This is a genomic window from Hydrogenophaga sp. PBL-H3 (genome assembly GCF_010104355.1).
Taxonomy (GTDB): Bacteria; Pseudomonadota; Gammaproteobacteria; order Burkholderiales; family Burkholderiaceae_C; genus Hydrogenophaga.
Genome location: NZ_CP044972.1, coordinates 3,579,027 through 3,599,788, shown reverse-complemented (window position 1 = coordinate 3,599,788; position 20,762 = coordinate 3,579,027). Strand labels below are relative to the sequence as shown.

Here is a 20,762-nt window from a genome sequence, read left to right as displayed (position 1 = left end):
CCATGCTCGCCAAGCGCATCATTCCCTGCCTGGACGTCACAGGCGGCCGCGTTGTCAAGGGCGTCAACTTCGTGGAGTTGCGCGACGCCGGCGACCCGGTGGAGATCGCGGCTCGGTACAACGAACAGGGCGCCGACGAGCTGACCTTCCTGGACATCACGGCCACGTCCGACGGGCGCGACCTGATCCTGCACATCATCGAAGCCGTGGCCTCGCAGGTCTTCATTCCGCTCACCGTGGGCGGAGGTGTGCGCACGGTGGAAGACGTGCGCCGCCTGCTCAACGCCGGGGCCGACAAGACCAGTTTCAATTCCGCAGCCATTGCGAATCCACAGGTGATCCGCGATGCATCGGCCAAGTACGGCGCGCAGTGCATCGTGGTGGCCATCGACGCGAAGCGCCGCCACGGTGAAGACCTGGCCCTGCGCGGCGAGGGCTGGGACGTGTACAGCCATGGCGGGCGCAAGAACACCGGCCTGGATGCCGTGGCCTGGGCCCGGCAGATGGCCGAATACGGCGCTGGCGAGATCCTGCTCACCAGCATGGACCGCGACGGCACCAAGTCCGGCTTTGACCTCGCACTCACGCGCGCCGTGGCCGATGCGGTGGACGTGCCGGTGATCGCCTCGGGTGGCGTGGGCACCCTCGACCATCTGGCCGATGGTGTGCAGCAGGGCGGTGCCGATGCGGTGCTGGCCGCCAGTATCTTTCACTACGGTGAATTCACCGTGGCGCAGGCCAAAGCCCGCATGGCCGAACGCGGGATCCCGGTCCGGCTTTGAACCGACCTCAGCTGCGGTCCTCGCGCGGCTGAAACTGTCGCTCCAGGCGGTCTTCCAGTTCGCCCAGGCTCGCACTCAAGCCGTTGCTGTTCTGCTCGATCACCTCGGTCATGGCGACCTGCAGACGGTCCACCTTCTGGTGCAGCTTTTCGGCCAGTTCGATTTCACGCGCCGCTGTGGCCTGCATCTCGGCCTGCAGGAAAGTGCGCAACTCGGTGAAGCGCGACGCCTCCGCCTTGTCAGCCAGGGTGCGCTGCTCGGAGGCTTCGCGGGTGACGCGACGCACCTCCATCATGTGCGTGGTCTGCTGGTAGACCAGCGCGGCAAGAAACACCACCAAGACCAGCACGAGCATGCTCAGAAGCACCAGGCCCAGCGGCGCCTGCACTTCGGTGAGTCCGAAATTCAGCGCGGTAGGTTGCAGAATCTGGGCGAAGTTGAGGGCCACGAAACCTGCAACCAGCAGGATGAACAGGATGAGTAGCAGGGTACGGATTTTCATGGCGGGTCCTGTGCGCGTTGTTGCGCGGTGGCAAGTGATCGGGCGGGGGCATCGGTCTTGTCAGAACCGCCTTCATCCTAGCGGCTTTGCCCGGACCGCCGCGCAGTCGTGCAAATGCCCATGGTAGATTCGTTGGATGAACTGGTTGGACGAAGTGAAATGGGACGCGCAGGGCCTTGTGCCCGTGATCGCGCAGGAGGCGGCCACGGGCGATGTGCTCATGTTCGCCTGGATGAACCGCGAGGCGCTGAAAAAGACCGCCGAGCTTGGGCGTGCGGTGTACTTCAGTCGCTCGCGCAACAAGCTCTGGTTCAAGGGAGAAGAGTCGGGCCATGTGCAGACGGTGCACGACATCCGCATCGACTGCGACAGCGACGTCGTGTTGCTCAAGGTCACCCAGCTCGGCCATGAGCCCGGCATCGCGTGCCACACCGGCCGCCACAGCTGCTTCTTTCAGCGTCTGGACGGCGGGCAGTGGCAGGCGGTCGAGCCCGTGCTCAAAGACCCCGAGTCCATCTACAAGTGAGCCAACGATGAACCCCACCGATGACCTGGCGCGCCTGGCCGCCGTGATCGAAAGCCGCAAGCCGGCCAACGGCGGCGACCCCGAAAAAAGTTACGTCGCGCGCCTGTTGCACAAGGGCCCCGACAGCTTCCTCAAGAAAATCGGCGAAGAAGCCACCGAAGCCGTTATGGCCGCCAAAGACCTGGACCACGGCGGCGACCCGCAGAGGCTGGTGAACGAAACGGCAGACCTCTGGTTCCACTGCATGATCGCGCTGGCTCACTACAAGCTGGGTCCGGCCGATGTGGTGGCCGAGCTGGTGCGCCGGGAGGGTCTGAGCGGTCTGGAGGAAAAGGCCATGCGCAAGGTGCTGGCGCGTGAAGCCGGCACCGAGCCCGACCCCCACTGAAAGGACATGACCATGAGCGACATCATCGACGTCGAACCGGTTGACAACGAACGGGCTCAATCCCTCAAGACGGTGGGTTGGGTCAGCTACATCCTGCACCTCATCGTGGCCGTGGGCGCGGTGTTGCCCGGCACCCAGCCCGGCGTGGCCTTGCTGATCGTGGCGCTGGTCATCGATCTGGTGAAAAAGAGCGATGCCGAGGGCACCTGGCAAGCCAGTCATTTTTCCTGGCGCATCCGCACCGTGATCTGGGCTGCCGTGCTCTACCTGGTGACCATGCCGCTGTGGCTGCTTTTCTTCGTTCCCGGCTGGATCGCCTGGGGGCTCATCTCCATCTGGTTCCTTTATCGCATCGTCAAGGGCATGGTGCGCATGAACGCCAGTCAGCCCATGCCCGACTGAACCTGTCCTATTCGCATCCGACATGACCGCACACGACCCCAACTGCATCTTCTGCAAGATCATTGCCGGCCAGATTCCATCGAAGAAGGTGTACGAGGACGAAGACCTCTTCGTTTTTCACGACATTCATCCCTGGGCACCGGTGCACTTCCTGCTGGTGCCCAAAGCGCACATTGCGTCGATGGCACAGCTGGGGCCGGAGCACGAGCGGCTCATGGGCCGGATGATGGTGCTGGCGCCCAGGCTGGCCATGGAGCAGGGGTGCAATCCGTATCCCGAGGGGGGGTTTCGCATCCTGTGCAATACCGGCGCCGAAGGCGGGCAGGAGGTTCACCACCTGCATGTTCACGTGATGGGCGGCCCCAGACCCTGGTTGCGCGGTTGATCGTTCTGCCTCTGGCGCCTCGCCGCATGGCGCCGAGCTGGAATTGGCCGCGCACCAGGCTTGAACTACTGCGCGGGCTTAGAATCCCACCCACAGCGCACTGCGCTACACCTCAATATCTGGAGTAAACCATGGGTTCGTTTTCTATCTGGCACTGGCTCATCGTGCTGCTCATCGTGGTGATGGTTTTTGGTACCAAAAAGCTCAAGAACATCGGCTCTGATCTGGGTGGTGCCGTCAAGGGTTTCAAGGACGGCATCAAAGAGGGCGGCCAAAGCCCTGCAGACACCGCGTCGGCGTCGGCCGGTCAGGTCACCCAGGAAACCCGTGCCGACAAGAACGCCATCGACGTCGAAGCCAAGCAAAAAAGCTGATCTCTCTCAAGCGCTGCGGTGACCCCACTCGCCGCCCGAGCGCCCACCTCCAGGCTCTTCCAGAGCTCGAACTTGCCCGCAGGATGGCCGACACATGATTGATTTGGGCATTTCCAAACTCGCCCTGATCGGGGCCGTGGCACTTATCGTCATCGGTCCTGAGAAGCTGCCGCGCGTAGCGCGCACGGTCGGTGCCTTGCTGGGCAAGGCGCAACGCTATGTGGCTGACGTGAAGTCGGAAGTGAGCCGCTCGATGGAGCTTGAAGAGCTCAAAAAAATGAAAGACTCGGTGACCAGCGCTGCGCGCGACGTCGAGCAGTCGGTCCAGAGCGGCGCCAGCGATTTCGAAAAGTCGTGGTCTGACGCCACGGCCGGGCTGGATGGCAGCGGCTCTTCTTACGACTCCAGCGGCACCCTTGGGTCGCTCGAGCCACCGGTTTACAAACACCCCAAAAAGAACTGGCGGCTCAAGCAGAAAGCCATGCCCCAGTGGTACAAGGCCCGCACCGGGGTGCGAACACGCACCCAGTCCGGTGCGGCCCGCGTGGCCCGTTTCCGGCCCCGCTCCTCTTCTGCCCCCCGCTGATGTCCGACACCGATAAAACCACCGACGAGCTCGCCGGTTCAGAACAACCGTTCGTGCAGCACCTCATGGAGCTGCGGGACAGGCTGCTTTATGGGGTGATCGGGCTTGCGATCTGCATGGCCTTGCTGGCGTTTTGGCCCGGCCCCAGCGGTTTGATAGACCTGATAGCCGTGCCGATCCGCGCGCACATGCCGCCCGATGCCAAGCTGATCGCTGTCGGCGTGTTCTCGCCGTTCTTCGTGCCCATCAAGGTGCTGGCCATGGCAGCACTGCTGCTGTCGCTGCCTTGGTGGATGTACCAGGTGTGGGCCTTCGTGGCACCTGGCCTCTACAGCCACGAGAAGCGTTTTGCCGTCCCGCTGATCGTGTTGGGCAGCCTGCTGGCCTACGTGGGCATAGCCTTCGTGCAGTTCTTCGTGCTGGACAAGATGTTTGGCTTCATCCAGCAATTCACGCCCGCCAGCGTCGCGGCCACGCCCGACATCGCGTCGTACGTGGAGGCCATCCTGTCGCTCTACCTGGCCTTTGGCCTGGCGTTCCAGGTGCCCATTGTGGTGGTGCTGCTCGTCAAGATGAACATGGTTACGGTCCAGAAACTCAAGGAGTTCCGCGGTTACTTCATCGTGGTGGCATTTGTCATTGCCGCCGTGGTCACTCCGCCCGACGTGATCTCCCAGCTGGCTCTCGCCGTGCCAATGTGCATCCTTTACGAGATCGGCATCTGGGGGGCACAGTGGTTCATCAAGGCATCTGCGCCCACTGAGGCTGAAGCCGCCGAAAAGGAATCGGCGTCTTCTTGACGGGCTGTCAGCGCGCTGCGGGCTGGCGCGCAATGTTGCGACGGCCTGGGGTGACCTGAATCTGGACCTTGCCATCCCGGCGCGTCACGTCCAGCGGCGATGCGGTGCCCGGTTGCAGGGCGGCAACCGCTGACAGCAACTGAGGCACGTTCGTCACGGCCTTGCCTCCCACCGCGGTGATCACATCTCCCGGGCGAATCCCGGCCTGGGCGGCGGGTCCGTTCTGCAGCACCCCCGTGATGACCACACCTGTGCCCGGCTGCAAGCCAAAGCTCTCGGCCAGTTCGGCCGTGAGATCCTGCGGCTCTACCCCGATCCAGCCGCGCGTCACCTGACCGTCGCGCACGATGGCGTCCAGCACGCTGCGCGCGGTGGAGGTGGGAATGGCGAAGCCGATGCCCATGGACCCGCCCGAGCGGGAATAGATGGCCGTGTTGATGCCCATCAAATGGCCGTTCACATCCACCAGTGCCCCACCGGAATTGCCCGGATTGATGGCCGCGTCGGTCTGGATGAAGTTCTCGAAGGTGTTGATGCCCAGTTGCGTGCGGCCCAGCGCGCTGACGATACCGCTCGTGACCGTCTGCCCGACACCGAACGGGTTGCCGATGGCCAGCACCTGGTCACCGATTTCCAGGGCATCGGAGTTGCCCAAGGTGATCACGGGCAAATCAGTGAGTTCAATTTTCAGGATGGCGAGATCGGTTTCCGGATCGGTGCCGATGACCTTCGCAGCGCTCTTGCGCCCGTCGTTGAGGATGACCTCGATCTCGTCGGCTTCCTCGATCACGTGGTTGTTGGTCAACACGTAGCCCGCCGGGCTCACGATCACGCCCGATCCCAGGCCGGTCTGCGGCTGGCTCTGGCCTTGATCGCCGAAGAAAAATCGAAACCAGGGATCTGCGCTCTGTGGCGCGGTGACGGCGGCCTTGCTGGTGTTGATGCTCACCACCGCCGGGGAGGCGGCTCGCGCCGCGCTGCGGAAACCGGCCGCGCCTTCCGCCGGCGTGGGCGTTGCGCCGATGGACGCAGCCTCCAGCACGGGCACCACCGAGGCCACCGAAGCGGAGCGCCCGAGCCACTGCGGCTGCAGGGTGGCCACCACAAACAGGGCGGCCACCAACACGGTGACGGTTTGGGCAAACAGGAGCCAGAGACGTTTCATGGGGAACGAAGTGAGGGTTGGACCTGGTGCGAATCCGTGGACAAAGCGGTCGGTCGAAAGCGCCATTGTCCCGCAAATGGGTGCTGTCACGCGGCGTTCAAGGCACTCGGCGCCGTGCACGCCCAGTGTCAAAATGGACGGCTGTTGTTGACCTCACCGGATCCCGCATCACCCCATGACGACCGAGCTCTCGCCGCCTCTTGCGGTCTCCCGTTCCGCGCTGACCCAGTCGCTGGACCAACTGCTGCAGCCTCAGATGTTCAAGGATTACGGCCCCAACGGGCTGCAGGTGGAGGGTCGCGCCGAGGTGCGCAAGCTGGTCAGCGGTGTCACGGCCAGTCGCGCCTTGATCGACGCAGCCATCGCCGAAGGGGCCGACGCGATCCTGGTGCACCATGGCTTGTTCTGGCGTGGCCAGGACGGTCGAGTGACCGGCTGGATGAAGCAACGGCTTTCGCGCCTGCTGGCGCACGACATCAACCTGCTGGCCTACCACCTGCCGCTGGACGCCCACGCAGAGCTGGGCAACAACGCCCAACTGGCTCAGCGGCTGGGGGTCGTTCTTTACAGCGATGCACGCGGTCGCTTTGGCGACCAAGCTCTGGGTTTCATGGGGCACAGGGCATCGGCATCGGCCGCCGAGCTGGCCACCCACGTGGCTGCGAAACTCGGCCGCGCCGTGACGCTGGTGGCCGAACCCGATCGGCCGGTGCAGCACGTGGCGCTGTGCACGGGTGGTGCACAAGGCTATTTCGAAGCCGCCATCGCCGCGGGGGCCGACGCGTTCATCACCGGTGAAATCTCCGAGCCGCAGGCGCACTATGCGCGCGAGTGCGGCGTGGCCTACATCGCTTGTGGTCACCATGCGTCCGAGCGCTATGGCGCGCCTGCGGTGGGTGCGCATGTGGCGGCCCAGCTCGGGTTGGCGCATGTGTTCATCGATATTGACAACCCGGCTTGATTGGCGATGAGCGCGCCTTTACCTGGCCAGCCGGCCCCCATCAAGCCCATCGTCCTGACCATGGGAGACCCGGCCGGCATTGGCCCGGAGATCATCGCCAAGGCTTTGCGCGAGCGGCCCGAACTGCTTGGACAGATCGTGGTGGCTGGCGACGTGTTCACGCTTTCCAGGGCGACTCGACTGGTCGGAGCGGGGTTGCCGCCTTTGATGGTGGCCGAGATTGCTGACCTTGCGGATCTGGCAGCTGTGCCGCCGGGCTGCGTGGCCGTGGTGCAGGCGTGCCGCTTGGCGCGACCAGTGACGTTCGGGCACATCAGCGCGCACGCGGGTCGCGCGGCGGCCGATTGCATCGAGTGGGCGGCAGCCGCCGCGCTGGAGGGGAGGGCGCGTGCCGTGGTGACCGCGCCGATCCACAAGGAGGCCTTGGCGGCGGCCGGCGTCGAACATCCCGGACACACCGAGCTGCTGCAGGCATTGAGCGCGGCGCACCTGGGCGTGGCGGTGTCTGCCTTGCCTGTGCGCATGATGCTGAGTTGCCCGGGGCTGAGCACGGTGCTGGTGAGCATCCACGTGTCGCTCAGGCAGGCGCTGGATGCCGTGACCACCGAGCAGGTGCTGCAGACGATCCGCATCACCCATGCGCATTTTCAGCGCATCGGCCTGGCGCGGCCACGCATCGCCGTGGCGGGACTGAATCCGCACGCGGGAGAAGGCGGCCTGTTCGGGCTGGAAGACCGGGACGTCATCGCACCAGCGGTTGGGCGCGCGCGAGCAGACGGTCTGGACGTCAGCGGCCCTCACGCACCAGACACCGTGTTCATGCGTGCACGGCAGGGCAGCTTCGATGTGGTGGTGGCGATGTACCACGACCAAGGGTTGATTCCGGTGAAGCTGTTGGGCCTGGACGATGGTGTGAACACCACGCTGGGCTTGCCCTTCGTGCGTACCAGCCCCGACCATGGGACAGCCTTTGACATTGCCGGCACAGGTCGCGCCAGCGCCCGCAGCTTGCTGGCCGCGATCGACGCTGCCCTGGGAGCGGCCGTTACTTCTTGAGGCTGTCGCGGATCTCGCGCAACAGCACCACGTCTTCGGGCGTGGCCGCCGGTGCTGGCGGCGCGGCGGGGGCTTCGCGCTTGAGCCGGTTGACCTGCTTGACCATCATGAAAATGATGAAGGCGAGGATGGTGAAGTTGATGGCCACAGTGATGAAGTTGCCATAGGCCAGCGTGGGCACGCCAGCGGCCTTGAGTGCCGCCAGCGTGGAAGCAGTGCCCTCGGGCACCTTGCCCAGCGGCACGTACAGATTGGTGAAGTCGAGGTTGCCGAAGATCGATCCCACGATGGGCATGATGATGTCGTCCACCATCGAAGTGACGATCTTGCCGAATGCGCCTCCGATGATCACGCCCACCGCCAGATCGATGACGTTGCCCTTGACGGCGAACTCCTTGAATTCCTGCATCATGCTCATGGTGTTTCCCTCGGTAGATGGTTGTTGGCGATAGCCATCGTTCTGCTGAGCGAGTGGCCGAAATTGATTCTCACACAAGGGTCTGGTGCACAGTGACAACCACGATCCAAATGGGCCCGACAGCCCGTGTTCTTCATCAGCAATAGCCCAGTCCTGTACCCCGGCAAGCCTGAATGGGCCTTGTGGGCTCCAGTACAATGCCGGGTTGTCCCGAATGTCCTGACCTGAAGTCTCATTGAAAGAGTTCCATGAGTGAAGCAACCGTCCACGCGCCTGCCAACAGCAGCCGCCGTACCTGGCTGATCACCTCCTGCGCCATGGGTGGCGTGGGTGCAGCCGCTGTCGCTGTGCCCTTCGTGAGCACATTCCAGCCGTCCGAGCGCGCCAAAGCCGCCGGCGCCGCGGTCGAAGTGGATGTCTCGGGCATCCTCCCAGGTGAAAAAATCGTGGTCGAGTGGCGCGGCAAGCCGGTGTGGATCATGCGCCGCACGCCCGAGCAATTGGCCGAACTCGAAAAGATCGGTGGCCAGCTGGCAGATCCCGATTCGGCGCGCAATGCCGTGCCCACGCCCGAATACGCCAAAAATCACCATCGCTCCATCAAGCCCGAGTTCCTGGTGGCCGTGGGTATCTGTACCCACCTGGGTTGCTCGCCCGGTGACAGGCTCACGCCCGGCCCTCAGCCTTCGTTGCCTGACGATTGGCAGGGCGGCTTCCTCTGCGCTTGCCATGGCTCCACCTTCGACCTGGCCGGTCGTGTGTTCAAGAACAAGCCCGCGCCCGACAACCTGGAAGTGCCGCCGCATTACTACATCTCCGACACGAAACTGCTGGTCGGCGAAGACAAGCAGGCCTGAGCGGCGCTGACAGACAACGGATCACAGAGGCACCCCCATGGCTGAATTCAAAGACATTTCCCCCGACGCACCGATCGGTCAGAAGGCGCTGAACTGGGTTGATAACCGGTTCCCGCTGTCCAAGCTCTACAACGAGCACTTGGCCGAGTACTACGCACCCAAGAACTTCAACTTCTGGTATTTCTTTGGCTCGCTGGCACTGCTCGTGCTCGTGATCCAGATCGTCACCGGCATTTTCCTGGTGATGCACTACAAGCCCGACGCCGCGTTGGCCTTTGCCTCGGTCGAATACATCATGCGAGATGTGCCTTGGGGCTGGTTGATCCGCTACATGCATTCCACCGGCGCCTCGGCGTTCTTCGTGGTGGTCTACATGCACATGTTCCGCGGTCTGATTTACGGCAGCTACCGCAAGCCGCGCGAGTTGGTGTGGGTGTTCGGCTGCGCCATCTTCCTGTGCCTGATGGCCGAAGCCTTCATGGGCTACTTGCTGCCCTGGGGTCAAATGTCGTACTGGGGCGCTCAGGTGATCGTGAACCTGTTTGCCGCCATCCCCTTCGTGGGCCCCGATCTGGCGTTGTTGATCCGTGGTGACTTTGTGGTGGGAGACGCCACCTTGAATCGCTTCTTCAGCTTCCACGTGATTGCCGTGCCGCTGGTCCTCCTGGGCCTGGTGGTTGCGCACATCATTGCCTTGCATGAAGTGGGTTCCAACAACCCCGACGGCGTGGAGATCAAGGCCAAGAAAGACGCCAAGGGCATTCCCCTCGATGGCATTCCGTTCCACCCGTACTACACCGTGCACGACGTGCTGGGTGTGTCCGTGTTCCTCATGATCTTTTCGGCGATTGTTTTCTTTGCGCCCGAGTTCGGGGGCTACTTCCTGGAGTTCAACAACTTCATTCCGGCCGATCCGCTGGTCACGCCGCTGCACATTGCGCCGGTCTGGTACTTCACGCCCTTCTATTCCATGCTGCGTGCCATCACCAGCGAAATGATGTACGCGCTGATTGCCTGCGTGCTGCTGGGCGCTGTCCTGGGTGTCATCAAGACCAAGCTGGCATCCATCTTTAAAGCGGGGATTCTGGGTGGCGCTGTGGTGCTGGTGGCGCTGATGCTGGCCATCGATGCCAAGTTCTGGGGTGTGGTCGCCATGGGCGGCGCAGTGATCATCCTGTTCTTCCTCCCCTGGTTGGACCACAGCCCGGTCAAGTCGATTCGCTATCGTCCGACCTGGAACAAGTACTTGTATGGCGTGTTCGTCATCAACTTCCTGATCCTGGGTTACCTCGGCGTGTTGCCACCGTCACCCATTGGCGAGCGCGTATCTCAGGTCGGCACCTTGTTCTACTTCGGCTTCTTCCTGCTGATGCCTTGGTGGAGCCGTCTGGGTGAGTTCAAGCCCGTGCCCGACCGCGTTACCTTCCAGCCCCACTGAAATCCGAAGAGCCAATTCAGAGAGTCAAGCAAATGAAAAAAATCCTCTTGGGTTTCGTGATGGCATTGGGGCTGTCAGGTGTGGCGTTGGCTGCTGGCGGCAGCATTCCGCTGGACAAAGCGCCCCAGCGCACCAACGACATGGCTGCCCTGCAAAACGGTGCCAAGCTGTTCGTGAACTACTGCCTGAGCTGCCACTCGGCCGCCTTCATGCGCTACAACCGCTTGCGTGACATCGGGCTGAACGACAAGCAGATCGCGGAGAACCTGACCTTTACCACCGACAAGATCGGTGACACGATGAAGGCGTCCATCGATCCGAAGCAGGCCAAGCAGTGGTTCGGTGTGAATCCGCCCGATCTGACCTTGATCGCCCGATCGCGCTCCAGCCATGCGGGCACGGGAGCAGATTACGTCTACACCCTGCTGCGGACCTACTACCGCGACGACACCAAGCCCACGGGCTGGAACAACCTGGCGTTTCCCAACATCGGCATGCCCAACCCCTTGTGGGAACTCCAGGGCGAGCAACGCCCGGTGCACGAAAAGGTCATGAGCCACGGCCACGAGGTGGATCGCGTCAAGGGCTGGGAAACGGTCAAGGCCGGTACGCTCAGTGCTGCCAAGTACGACGACAACGTGGGTGATCTGGTCGCCTATCTGCAGTGGATGGCTGAGCCAGCCCAGAACAGCCGGGTTCGCGTTGGCGTGTGGGTGATGTTGTTCCTAGCCGCCTTCACCGTGGTGGCTTGGCGCCTGAATGCCTCGTTCTGGAAAGACATCAAATAATTCCCACCCGGCAGGGCTGGTGGTGCGAACCACCAGCCTGTCTGTTTCGCAGTGGTTTGCAGTGTCCGTATGACACGAGAGCAAACCACTGTTTTTTGCTTTAAGGAGACTCCCTCATGATGGTCTTGTACTCGGGTACCACTTGCCCGTATTCCCACCGCTGCCGCTTCGTGTTGTTCGAAAAGGGCATGGACTTCGAGATCCGGGATGTCGACCTCTACAACAAGCCCGAAGACATCAGCGTGATGAACCCGTACGGTCAGGTGCCCATCCTGGTCGAGCGCGACCTCATCCTGTACGAGTCGAACATCATCAACGAGTACATCGATGAGCGTTTCCCGCATCCACAGTTGATGCCCGGCGACCCGGTCGATCGCGCTCGTGTGCGTCTGTTTTTGCTGAACTTCGAAAAAGAGCTGTTCACGCATGTCTCCATGCTCGAATCGCGCAGCACCAAGGGCAACGAAAAGGCGCTGGAGAAGGCGCGGGCTCACATCCGCGATCGGCTCACTCAGTTGGCCCCGGTGTTCCTGAAGAACAAGTTCATGCTGGGCGACAACTTCTCCATGCTGGATGTAGCCATCGCCCCGTTGTTGTGGCGTCTGGACTTCTACGGTATCGAACTCAGCAAGAATGCGGCGCCTCTGCTCAAGTACGCCGAGCGCATCTTCTCGCGTCCGGCCTATATCGAAGCGCTGACGCCGTCCGAGAAAGTGATGCGCAAGTGATGACGTACCCGGTCGTGCGCGACCGGGTTGCCTACAGCCCCAGCGACCATTCATGAGTCCTGTCGACACCGATATCCCATCCACTCGGCCCTACCTGATCCGTGCCCTGCACGAATGGTGTTCGGACAATGGGTTTTCCCCCTACATTGCCGTGCAGGTGGATGCCTCCGTGCAGGTGCCGATGGAGTTCGTGAAGAACGGCGAGATCGTGCTCAATGTGGGTGTGGATGCCACCAGCGCCTTGCGCCTGGGCAATGACTTCATCGAGTTCAAGGCACGCTTCGGCGGCGTGGCGCGCGAAATCGTGGTGCCCATCAGCCACGTGATTGCGATCTATGCGCGCGAGAACGGTCAGGGCATGGCTTTCCCCGCGCCAGCGGCCGCAACGCTGTCCACCGTCAAGTCGGACGCTGTGTCCGATGCCACGGAGCCTGCATCAGACACAGTGTCGCGCAGCCCGCTCCGCTCAGTGACCAACGAGGATGTGGCGGACGAAGGCGACGAGCCGCCGGAGCCGCCCAGCGATGGTCCGGGACGCACGGCCGGCCGACCCCAACTCAAACGGGTCAAGTAAACTCGCAACCTTTTCAGGGCCGCTTTAGCTCAGTTGGTAGAGCAATCGCCTTGTAAGCGATAGGTCGTCTGTTCGAGTCAGACAAGCGGCACCATCCCTCTGTATTTGCCACCGGCTTGCGCACACCGTGCGTTCATCGCCCGGGCATTTGGACTTTGATCCGGATTGCGTTAACCTGCGCACCGCTTTGGGTCAATGCCTGCTGAATGGCCGGCAACAGTTGTCTCAGCTTGGTGGATGCAGCCGCGCTGCCCACCAGCAAACACCACTCCTGGTCCTGCAAGGGGCCAGCCACCACCTGCTGACGCATGGCAGCCGGTATCAGATGGCGTATCTGATCCATGCATCCTTGGGACTCGCGAATGCGTTCCCTCAGCAAGGCCAGCGAAGGCGCGGCACCCACAGCCTGATCCAGGCTGTAGAGCGTGCGGGGTCGTTGGTCGGTGGCCATGTGAATTGGACGGGTGGGCTCTCGCTGCTCACCGCAAGGAAAGGTTTCAGAGTGCACATCATTATCACGGACGCCTGGTTGGCCAAGAGCAGGGCGCTGCATCTCAATGGCTTCAAATTGGTCGGTGTGGGCATGTTGGCGGCCGTGATGTTGATGTTGGCTTCGATTGCCACTTATCACTGGTTCTTTCTTGAGGGCGTGCGTCAGGGTTGGCCAGGTTTTGCCTCCGTGGCTCGGCTGGTTCACCAGAGCGAGGTCGACTCCAAAGACGCATACATGCGCGCCAATCTCGACGCCATGGCCCGCAAGCTCGGGGAAATGCAGGCGCGCATGATCCAGATCGACTCGCTCGGTGAGCGCGTGGCTGGTTTGGCGGGTCTTAACCCGGCTGAATTCAAAAAAGCTCCAGGATCGGGCGGATCCCTGGTGGCGAGTCGGGACATCAGCCTGCCGGAGTTGATGCAGGCGCTGGACACGGTCGAGGTGTCCAGTGGCTCTCGTGTCGACTGGCTGACTGTCGTGGAGTCCCGGCTGTTTGATCAAAAGATCCAGCAAACGCTGATACCCACGGAAAAACCGGTGAACGGTGTTCAAGTGGGGTCACCTTTCGGCTTTCGGATCGACCCGATCACGGGCCGTTCGGCCCTGCATACCGGGCTGGATTTCCCGGCCGATGTGGGTACCCCAATCCTTGCGGCGGCCGGAGGTGTGGTGGTGGTGCAGGAGTACCACGCTGCCTATGGCAATGTGATCGAGATCGATCATGGCAACGACTTGATCACGCGGTACGCCCACTCGTCTCAAACCTTCGTGAAGAAGGGCGACATCGTCAAGCGAGGTCAGAAGATCGCCAGCGTGGGATCCACTGGACGCTCCACCGGGCCGCACCTGCACTTTGAGGTCTGGGTGGCTGGCGTGCCTCAGGACCCTCAGCGGTTCCTGGCGGCTGGTGAAAAAATCGCGGCAGCCAGGCCCGCGGCGGTGGGCCCTCGCAAGCCCTGAACAGGGCCGGGTCCCGGCAGTTAAAATCCCGGCTTTGCTCTTGAAAGCTCAGCGTTCGCCGGCACCTCAGTGGCGCTTGGTGTACGCCCTCCAGGTTCGCAAGAGCCCTCCTCATTTCCTTTGCCTGCCCGGCGCCTTCAGGGTGTCTGGTGTGGGCCTGCATGTATGGCCACAAACTTCCTCACCAAACTTTTTGGTAGTCGCAACGACCGATTGCTCAAGACCTATCGCAAAACGGTGGAGCGCATCAATGGTCTGGAGGCGCAGTTTGAAAAACTCAGCGATGACGAGCTTCGGGGTCAGACCGAATCGTTCAAGCAGCGTATAGCCCAGGGAGAGAGCCTGGAGTCGGTGCTGCCCGAAGCTTTCGCTGTGGTGCGAGAAGGCAGCAAGCGCATCATGAAGATGCGGCACTTCGACGTGCAACTGGTGGGTGGCCTCGCGCTGCACCATGGCAAGGTGGCCGAGATGCGCACGGGCGAGGGCAAGACTCTCACCTCAACGTTGCCGGTGTATCTCAATGCGCTCACCGGCAAGGGTGTGCACGTGGTCACCGTCAACGATTACCTGGCCAGCCGCGACGCGCAATGGATGGGTCGTCTGTACAACTTCCTTGGTTTGACGGTCGGCATCAACCTGCCCCAGGCACCGCGCGAAGAGAAGCAGGCCGCTTACCGCTCCGACATCACCTACGGCACCAACAACGAGTATGGGTTCGACTACCTGCGCGACAACATGGTGTACGAGGCGGCCGACCGTGTGCAGCGTGGTTTGAACTACGCGATCGTCGATGAGGTGGACTCCATCTTGATCGATGAGGCCCGCACGCCGCTCATCATCAGCGGTCAGGCCGAGGACCAGACCCAGACCTACATGGCCATCAAACAACTGGTGCCGCATCTGGTGCGCCAGGAAGGCGAGGCCGACGTGCGCACGGGCGAAGGCGTCATCAAGCCGGGCGACTTCACGGTGGACGAAAAGGCCCATGCGATCCACATGACCGAACAAGGTCACGAGCATGCCGAGCAGTTGCTGAGCCAGGCCGGCTTGCTGCCCGAGGGCGCGTCGCTGTACGACCCCGCCAACATTGCGCTGCTGCACAACCTCGTCACGTCGCTCAAGGCGCACCACTTGTATCACCGCGACCAGCACTACGTGAACCAGAATGGCGAAATTGTGATCGTCGATGAGTTCACCGGCCGCCTGATGACGGGCAGGCGTTGGAGCGACGGCCTGCACCAGGCGGTGGAAGCCAAGGAAGGTGTGGCGATTCAGCCCGAGAACCAGACGCTGGCCTCCATCACCTTCCAGAACTACTTCCGCCTGTACGGCAAGCTCTCTGGCATGACCGGCACGGCCGATACCGAAGCGTATGAATTCCAGGAAATCTACAGTCTGGAAACGGTGGTCATTCCGCCGAACCGCGTGAGCAAGCGCGTTGACCAGCTTGATCGCGTCTACAAGACGACGAAAGAGAAGTACGTCGCCGCCATCGAGGACATCCGCGAATGCCACGAACGTGGCCAACCCGTTTTGGTGGGCACGTCGTCGATCGAAAACTCGGAAATCATTGCCGAGTTGCTGGTGAAGGAAGGGCTGCCCCATGAGGTGCTCAACGCCAAGCAGCATGCGCGCGAGGCCGACATCATCATCCAGGCGGGCCGCCCAGGCGGTATCACCATCGCCACAAACATGGCGGGTCGCGGCACCGACATCGTGCTCGGTGGCAATCTGGAGAAGATGGTCGACGCGGTGCAGAACGACGCATCCCTGGACGATGTCACCAAGGCATCGCGCATCGAGTCGCTGCGCCAGCACTGGCAGGCCGACCACGACAAGGTCAAGGCACTCGGCGGCCTGCGCATCATTGCCACCGAACGCCACGAATCGCGCCGCATCGACAACCAGTTGCGCGGTCGCTCTGGCCGCCAGGGCGACCCGGGTTCCTCGCGTTTCTATTTGAGCCTTGACGATTCGCTGATGCGCATCTTTGCGGGTGATCGCGTGCGCGCGATCATGGACCGCCTGAAGATGCCCGAGGGTGAGGCCATCGAAGCCGGTATCGTCACGCGCAGCATCGAAAGTGCACAGCGCAAGGTCGAGGCCCGCAACTTCGACATCCGCAAGCAGCTGCTGGAGTACGACGATGTGTCCAACGACCAGCGCAAGGTGATCTACCAGCAGCGCAACGACATCCTGGATGCCGAGTCTTTGCGCGCGCAGATCGATTCGCTGCGCGACGGATGCTTTGCCGATCTGGTGCACCAGTACGTGCCCGAGGGCAGTGTCGAGGAGCAATGGGACCTGCCCACGCTGGAGCGTGTGTTGCGGGAGGAGTGGGCGGTCGATGTGCCAGTGACGACCTGGGTGTCGGACGCTGAGTCGATCGATGCCGAGGAGGTCGCCGAGCGCGTGGTGGCGGCCGCCAGGGTGGCCTTCGAAGGCAAGGTCCAGATCGTGGGCGAAGAGAACTTCACCCAGTTCGAACGCGTCGTGTTGCTTCAGACCATCGACGGTCAGTGGCGTGAGCATCTCTCGGCATTGGACTATCTGCGTCAAGGCATTCACCTGCGCGGCTACGCCCAGAAGCAACCCAAACAAGAGTACAAGCGCGAGGCTTTCGTGCTGTTCGGCCAGTTGCTGGACACGGTGAAGAACGATGTGACGCGTGTTCTGATGAACGTGCGTGTGCAGTCGGCCGAGCAAATGGCGCAGGCGGCCGAACAGCTGGAAGAGCGTGCCGAGCAGATTGCCAACGTGACCTACACAGCGCCTACGGAAACCGGAGAAGCGGAAACGGTGGGTGCGGCCAACGCCGCGCCACGTCCAGCTGGCGAAGTTCCGCGCGTGGGTCGCAACGACCCTTGCCCTTGTGGCAGCGGCAAGAAGTACAAGCATTGCCACGGCAAGCTGGACTGATACCACGGGGCCCGCAGTCCCGAGTGTCCCGTTGCCGGCTCTCACCCTGAATCCACGGAGTTTCCATGCCCGTTCAACTCGACACGCCCCTGGTCACGGATCTGCTTCCCATCGCGGGTGTGCGCATCGGAGTGGCTCAGGCCGGTATCCGCAAGGCCAATCGCAAGGACCTCACCGTGTTCCTGCTCGATGAAGGCAGCGCTGTTGGTGCGGTCTTCACGCAGAACCGCTATGCCGCCGCACCCGTGCAGGTGTGCCGCGAACATCTGGCCTCCGGCCAAGGTGTTCGAGCGCTGGTGGTCAACACTGGCAATGCCAACGCTGGCACGGGCGAGCCAGGCCTGGCCAACGCGCGCCAGACCTGCAACGCGCTGGCGCGCTCGCTGGGATTGCATCACGAGCAGGTGCTTCCGTTCTCCACCGGTGTGATCATGGAGCCCTTGCCGCTGGATCGCCTGCTGGCGGGACTGCCCGGTGCGCTGACCGATGCTGCCCAGCCGCAAACCGACAGCGGTGCGCAATGGCTCTCGGCGGCCCAGGGCATCATGACCACCGATACGTTGCCCAAAGCCAGTAGTCGACACATGACCATCGATGGGCGCAAGGTGAGTGCCACGGGCATTGCCAAGGGCGCCGGCATGATCCGCCCCAACATGGCGACCATGCTGGGTTTCCTGGCCACCGACGCCGCCGTTGCCCCCGCGCTCATGAACGAACTGGCCCGCCGCTTGGCCGACGCGTCGTTCAACCGGGTCACCGTGGATGGCGACACCAGCACCAACGATTCGTTTGTGGTGGTGGCCACGGGTCGGGCGGGCAACACCCCCGTCACCGATCTGGACAGTCCGGCGGGCCTCGCCTTGCTGGATGGCCTGACGCAGGTGGCGCGTTTGCTCGCCCACGCGATCGTGCGTGACGGTGAAGGTGCCACCAAGTTCATCACCATCCAGGTAGATGGGGGGCGTACCAGCGCCGAATGTTTGCTGGCGGCCTACGCCGTTGCGCACTCGCCCTTGGTCAAGACTGCCTTCTTCGCCAGCGACCCCAACCTCGGCCGCATTCTGGCCGCCGTGGGATACGCCGGCATCCACGACCTGGACGTGAGTGGCATCGACCTGCACCTGGGCGATGTGCACGTCGTCGCCCAAGGCGGCCGCCATCCCGACTACCGCGAGGAAGATGGTCAACGCGTGATGAAGCAAGCCGAGATCCTGGTGCGCATCGGCCTGGGCCGTGGCACTGCTACCGAAACAGTGTGGACCTGCGATTTCAGCCACGAATACGTCACCATCAACGCCGACTACCGGTCCTGACCCGCGTGCCATGAACGAACATTTTGAACGCTTGCTGGAGCGAGCCGAACAATTGATGGTGCGCATTGAATCGGTGTTGCCGCAGCCCATGCAGGCGCCCGACTGGTCTGTGGCTGTCGCGTGGCGTTACCGCAAACGCTCCAGCGGCCATGGCGCGCTGGAGCCGGTGCGCCACGTCGGTGCCATGCGCCTGACCGACCTGCAGGAGATCGATGGTCAGAAAGAGAAGATCCAGCGCAACACCTTGCAGTTCGTGCGGGGCCTTCCGGCCAACAACGTTTTGCTCACCGGCGCCCGTGGCACGGGCAAGTCGTCGCTGATCCGGGCCTGCCTCAACGAATATGCGCCTGCCGGTCTGCGACTGATCGAGGTCGACAAAGCCGACTTGGTGGACCTTCCCGACATTGTTGATGTCGTCAGCGATCGCCCGGAGCGTTTCATCGTTTTCTGCGACGACCTCAGCTTTGAAGACGGTGAGCCGGGCTACAAGGCACTCAAGTCGATCCTGGATGGTTCGGTGTCGGCGGCCAGTCCCAATGTGCTGATCTACGCCACCAGCAATCGGCGCCACCTCCTGCCCGAGTACATGAAGGAGAACCTCACCTACACCCACACTGCCGATGGCGAGGTGCATCCGGGTGAGGTGGTGGAAGAGAAGATCTCGCTTTCTGAGCGGTTTGGTCTTTGGGTGAGCTTCTATCCGTTCAGCCAGGACGAGTACCTCACGATCGTGGCGCAGTGGTTGTCGTCGTTCGGCGTTCCAACGTCCGACATTGACGCAGCGCGGCCCCAGGCGTTGGTCTGGGCGCTGGAGCGCGGTTCGCGCAGCGGTCGCGTGGCCTACCAGTTCGCCCGAGATTACGCGGGCACCCACGGTTCAAAGGCATGACGGGCCAGGTCCTCGTCGTGGACGCCGAACCCGGCGCTGCACGGCAGGTCGACCGACCTGTGGTCGACGTTGCGGTGGGTGTGCTGATCGCAGCGGACGGCCGCTTTTTGCTCACCTCTCGCCCGGTCGGCAAGGTGTATGCAGGCTATTGGGAGTTCCCCGGCGGCAAGCTGGAAGCAGGCGAGTCGGTCGAGCAGGCATTGCGCCGCGAACTGCACGAGGAGATCGGCCTGACCATCGGAGAGGCGCAGCTCTGGCGCGATAGCATGGTGGACTATCCCCACGCACTTGTTCGCCTGCATTTCTGCAAGGTGTACGACTGGTCGGGTGAACTGCAAATGCGCGAAGGCCAACAGTTCAGCTGGGAGGCGTTGCCCGTGCGCTGTACACCGATCTTGCCTGGCACCGTCCCGGTGCTTGAATGGCTGGTGCTGGAGAGTGTGTCGGCGTCCAGCTGAACTGAAGCTCTCCGTTCAGGAGGTCCCAAACTCCGGATCGTTCTGGCTGTCCTGCTCGGGCAGCTTGAAGCTCTCGGTGGCCCACGCACCGAAGTCCATGTTCTTACAGCGTTCGCAGCAGAATGGGCGGAAGGCATTGCTGGGCGCGTAGATGCTCGGTCCGCCACATCCCGGACAGCGCACCGTCTTCAATGGACTGGTGTTGGCGTTCGAGGACATGGCAGGTCTCCGAAAAAGCTCAAGCGCAAAGGGTCAGCTCGAACGCCGTGTCGTCTTGCGCCGAGTGCAGACGGTCGTCTTCACCCTGGCGCATCAGACGCACCGACAGCATCAGGCGGTTGCCGCTGATTTCAGGGATCAGGCCGGTGCTCGGATCCATGCGCAGGCGCAGCAGCTGGAAGGTGCGACCCTGCGGCAGGGTTTGCTGGAACTGCCCACCAGGCGCCACCACCTTCTGCGGTGAGCCTGAATCCCGCAGCATCTTGAGCAGCAACACAATGGACTCAGCCAGTGGCGCCAGCGGCACCGACCAGCGTTGCAAGTCGGCTTGTCGCTCTTGTGCGCTGTGGTGTTGCCAGCTGTAGTAGGCCGGCAGGTCGAACTCGCAGGTGCCCGCTGGGATGCCAATGCGGCTGCGGATGCTCATCAACCAGTCGTTTTCGGTCAGCGATTGGCCCGTCTTACCCGCCAGCCCGCTGAGCTGCGAGAAACAGTCTTCCAGTTGCCCGATGGCGTCGTTGAGGGCTTGCTCCGAGATCATCGGATTGCCGCGGTAGGCGATCAGCTGCTGCTTGTGGCGGTCAATGTCCTTGAGCACATCGGACTTCATGTCCGCCCTCGAGGCGACCTCGATGATCTCGAAGATGGTCTGTATGGCGAAGTGATGGTCCAGCGGATGCTGGCGCGGCACCAGTTCGACCATGCGACGGAACAGTTGTTCAAGTCGCAGGTAGGTGCGAATGCGTTCGTTGAAAGGGTATTCGTACAGGATCACAACGGC

General features: G+C 62.5%; 26 protein-coding genes and 1 tRNA gene. 21 read left to right on the top strand and 6 right to left on the bottom strand.

Features of this window, described 5'->3' with window-relative positions; genetic code table 11:
- The first annotated feature begins 2 nt into the window (after nucleotides 1-2).
- Complete coding sequence (gene hisF, locus F9Z44_RS16775; RefSeq protein WP_159607861.1) at nucleotides 3-782, top strand: imidazole glycerol phosphate synthase subunit HisF; 780 nt, start codon at nucleotides 3-5, stop codon at nucleotides 780-782.
- Nucleotides 783-789: 7 nt separating this feature from the next.
- Here hisF and F9Z44_RS16770 read toward each other — a convergent pair whose 3' ends face one another.
- Nucleotides 790-1,284, bottom strand: coding sequence for a LapA family protein (locus F9Z44_RS16770; protein WP_159607860.1), 495 nt, complete (start codon nucleotides 1,282-1,284; stop codon nucleotides 790-792).
- Between the two features lie 127 nt (nucleotides 1,285-1,411).
- On the opposite strand from F9Z44_RS16770, the gene hisI reads away from it, so the two are divergent.
- The 7 genes from hisI to tatC all read left to right on the top strand — a co-directional run bounded on the left by hisI (nucleotide 1,412) and on the right by tatC (nucleotide 4,745).
- Complete coding sequence (hisI, locus tag F9Z44_RS16765) at nucleotides 1,412-1,810, top strand: phosphoribosyl-AMP cyclohydrolase (protein ID WP_201450084.1); 399 nt, start codon at nucleotides 1,412-1,414, stop codon at nucleotides 1,808-1,810.
- 7 nt (nucleotides 1,811-1,817) lie between these two features.
- Entirely contained in the window at nucleotides 1,818-2,198 is a 381-nt protein-coding gene (locus F9Z44_RS16760; RefSeq protein WP_159607858.1) for a phosphoribosyl-ATP diphosphatase, read from the top strand.
- A 12-nt stretch (nucleotides 2,199-2,210) separates the two neighbouring features.
- Nucleotides 2,211-2,600 (top strand): DUF4870 family protein, encoded by a 390-nt coding sequence (locus F9Z44_RS16755; RefSeq protein WP_201449980.1) that lies wholly within the window; start codon nucleotides 2,211-2,213, stop codon nucleotides 2,598-2,600.
- Nucleotides 2,601-2,622: 22 nt separating this feature from the next.
- Nucleotides 2,623-2,985 carry a histidine triad nucleotide-binding protein gene (locus tag F9Z44_RS16750; RefSeq protein WP_159607856.1) on the top strand — a complete coding sequence of 121 codons (363 nt, stop codon included), beginning with the start codon at nucleotides 2,623-2,625 and terminating at the stop codon, nucleotides 2,983-2,985.
- A 131-nt stretch (nucleotides 2,986-3,116) separates the two neighbouring features.
- The gene (tatA, locus tag F9Z44_RS16745; protein ID WP_159607855.1) at nucleotides 3,117-3,359 is read left to right on the top strand and encodes a Sec-independent protein translocase subunit TatA; all 243 of its coding nucleotides are present in this window, start codon (nucleotides 3,117-3,119) and stop codon (nucleotides 3,357-3,359) included.
- A 94-nt stretch (nucleotides 3,360-3,453) separates the two neighbouring features.
- On the top strand, nucleotides 3,454-3,945 hold the full coding sequence (locus F9Z44_RS16740) for a Sec-independent protein translocase subunit TatA/TatB (RefSeq protein ID WP_159607854.1): 492 nt from the start codon (nucleotides 3,454-3,456) through the stop codon (nucleotides 3,943-3,945).
- Nucleotides 3,945-4,745: a twin-arginine translocase subunit TatC gene (gene tatC / locus F9Z44_RS16735; RefSeq protein ID WP_159607853.1), complete on the top strand. Its 801-nt coding sequence runs from the start codon at nucleotides 3,945-3,947 to the stop codon at nucleotides 4,743-4,745. Before F9Z44_RS16740 ends, tatC begins: the two co-directional genes overlap by 1 nt.
- Before the next feature lie 7 nt (nucleotides 4,746-4,752).
- Here tatC and F9Z44_RS16730 read toward each other — a convergent pair whose 3' ends face one another.
- Nucleotides 4,753-5,910: a S1C family serine protease gene (locus tag F9Z44_RS16730; protein WP_159607852.1), complete on the bottom strand. Its 1,158-nt coding sequence runs from the start codon at nucleotides 5,908-5,910 to the stop codon at nucleotides 4,753-4,755.
- Between the two features lie 175 nt (nucleotides 5,911-6,085).
- Here F9Z44_RS16730 and F9Z44_RS16725 point away from each other — a divergent pair, with 175 nt between their 5' ends.
- Both F9Z44_RS16725 and pdxA read left to right on the top strand, forming a co-directional pair.
- Nucleotides 6,086-6,871, top strand: coding sequence for a Nif3-like dinuclear metal center hexameric protein (locus F9Z44_RS16725; RefSeq protein ID WP_159607851.1), 786 nt, complete (start codon nucleotides 6,086-6,088; stop codon nucleotides 6,869-6,871).
- Nucleotides 6,872-6,877: 6 nt separating this feature from the next.
- Entirely contained in the window at nucleotides 6,878-7,927 is a 1,050-nt protein-coding gene (gene pdxA, locus F9Z44_RS16720; protein ID WP_159607850.1) for a 4-hydroxythreonine-4-phosphate dehydrogenase PdxA, read from the top strand.
- Here pdxA and mscL read toward each other — a convergent pair.
- Nucleotides 7,917-8,345 (bottom strand): large conductance mechanosensitive channel protein MscL, encoded by a 429-nt coding sequence (mscL, locus tag F9Z44_RS16715; protein ID WP_159607849.1) that lies wholly within the window; start codon nucleotides 8,343-8,345, stop codon nucleotides 7,917-7,919. The genes pdxA and mscL overlap by 11 nt on opposite strands.
- 248 nt (nucleotides 8,346-8,593) lie before the next feature.
- On the opposite strand from mscL, the gene petA reads away from it, so the two are divergent.
- The 6 genes from petA to F9Z44_RS16685 all read left to right on the top strand — a co-directional run bounded on the left by petA (nucleotide 8,594) and on the right by F9Z44_RS16685 (nucleotide 12,824).
- Nucleotides 8,594-9,202, top strand: a complete 609-nt coding sequence (gene petA, locus F9Z44_RS16710; RefSeq protein ID WP_159607848.1) for a ubiquinol-cytochrome c reductase iron-sulfur subunit — start codon at nucleotides 8,594-8,596, stop codon at nucleotides 9,200-9,202.
- Nucleotides 9,203-9,239: 37 nt separating this feature from the next.
- Nucleotides 9,240-10,640: a cytochrome b gene (locus tag F9Z44_RS16705; RefSeq protein WP_159607847.1), complete on the top strand. Its 1,401-nt coding sequence runs from the start codon at nucleotides 9,240-9,242 to the stop codon at nucleotides 10,638-10,640.
- Between the two features lie 32 nt (nucleotides 10,641-10,672).
- Nucleotides 10,673-11,428 (top strand): cytochrome c1, encoded by a 756-nt coding sequence (locus F9Z44_RS16700; RefSeq protein WP_159607846.1) that lies wholly within the window; start codon nucleotides 10,673-10,675, stop codon nucleotides 11,426-11,428.
- Nucleotides 11,429-11,544: 116 nt separating this feature from the next.
- Nucleotides 11,545-12,156 carry a glutathione S-transferase N-terminal domain-containing protein gene (locus F9Z44_RS16695; RefSeq protein ID WP_159607845.1) on the top strand — a complete coding sequence of 204 codons (612 nt, stop codon included), beginning with the start codon at nucleotides 11,545-11,547 and terminating at the stop codon, nucleotides 12,154-12,156.
- 52 nt (nucleotides 12,157-12,208) lie between these two features.
- A complete protein-coding gene (locus tag F9Z44_RS16690) occupies nucleotides 12,209-12,730 on the top strand; it encodes a ClpXP protease specificity-enhancing factor (protein WP_159607844.1) in 522 nt (173 codons plus the stop codon).
- Nucleotides 12,731-12,748: 18 nt separating this feature from the next.
- Nucleotides 12,749-12,824: transfer RNA gene (locus F9Z44_RS16685), tRNA-Thr, on the top strand.
- A 39-nt stretch (nucleotides 12,825-12,863) separates the two neighbouring features.
- On the opposite strand, the gene F9Z44_RS16680 is transcribed toward F9Z44_RS16685, so the two are convergent.
- Complete coding sequence (locus tag F9Z44_RS16680) at nucleotides 12,864-13,181, bottom strand: hypothetical protein (RefSeq protein ID WP_159607843.1); 318 nt, start codon at nucleotides 13,179-13,181, stop codon at nucleotides 12,864-12,866.
- Nucleotides 13,182-13,232: 51 nt separating this feature from the next.
- Between F9Z44_RS16680 and F9Z44_RS16675 the strand changes: the two genes are divergently transcribed.
- The 5 genes from F9Z44_RS16675 to F9Z44_RS16655 all read left to right on the top strand — a co-directional run bounded on the left by F9Z44_RS16675 (nucleotide 13,233) and on the right by F9Z44_RS16655 (nucleotide 19,762).
- Nucleotides 13,233-14,183, top strand: a complete 951-nt coding sequence (locus F9Z44_RS16675; protein WP_201449979.1) for a M23 family metallopeptidase — start codon at nucleotides 13,233-13,235, stop codon at nucleotides 14,181-14,183.
- 165 nt (nucleotides 14,184-14,348) lie between these two features.
- Nucleotides 14,349-17,102: a preprotein translocase subunit SecA gene (secA, locus tag F9Z44_RS16670; RefSeq protein WP_159607841.1), complete on the top strand. Its 2,754-nt coding sequence runs from the start codon at nucleotides 14,349-14,351 to the stop codon at nucleotides 17,100-17,102.
- A 65-nt stretch (nucleotides 17,103-17,167) separates the two neighbouring features.
- Complete coding sequence (argJ, locus tag F9Z44_RS16665; RefSeq protein ID WP_159607840.1) at nucleotides 17,168-18,415, top strand: bifunctional glutamate N-acetyltransferase/amino-acid acetyltransferase ArgJ; 1,248 nt, start codon at nucleotides 17,168-17,170, stop codon at nucleotides 18,413-18,415.
- 10 nt (nucleotides 18,416-18,425) lie between these two features.
- A complete protein-coding gene (locus F9Z44_RS16660) occupies nucleotides 18,426-19,304 on the top strand; it encodes an ATP-binding protein (protein ID WP_159607839.1) in 879 nt (292 codons plus the stop codon).
- The gene (locus F9Z44_RS16655) at nucleotides 19,301-19,762 is read left to right on the top strand and encodes an NUDIX domain-containing protein (RefSeq protein WP_159607838.1); all 462 of its coding nucleotides are present in this window, start codon (nucleotides 19,301-19,303) and stop codon (nucleotides 19,760-19,762) included. Before F9Z44_RS16660 ends, F9Z44_RS16655 begins: the two co-directional genes overlap by 4 nt.
- Nucleotides 19,763-19,777: 15 nt before the next feature.
- Here F9Z44_RS16655 and F9Z44_RS16650 read toward each other — a convergent pair whose 3' ends face one another.
- Together F9Z44_RS16650 and zapD are read right to left on the bottom strand one after the other, a co-directional pair.
- Nucleotides 19,778-19,981, bottom strand: a complete 204-nt coding sequence (locus F9Z44_RS16650; RefSeq protein ID WP_159607837.1) for a DNA gyrase inhibitor YacG — start codon at nucleotides 19,979-19,981, stop codon at nucleotides 19,778-19,780.
- 19 nt (nucleotides 19,982-20,000) lie between these two features.
- Nucleotides 20,001-20,756, bottom strand: a complete 756-nt coding sequence (gene zapD / locus F9Z44_RS16645) for a cell division protein ZapD (RefSeq protein WP_159607836.1) — start codon at nucleotides 20,754-20,756, stop codon at nucleotides 20,001-20,003.
- Nucleotides 20,757-20,762 lie beyond the last annotated feature (6 nt).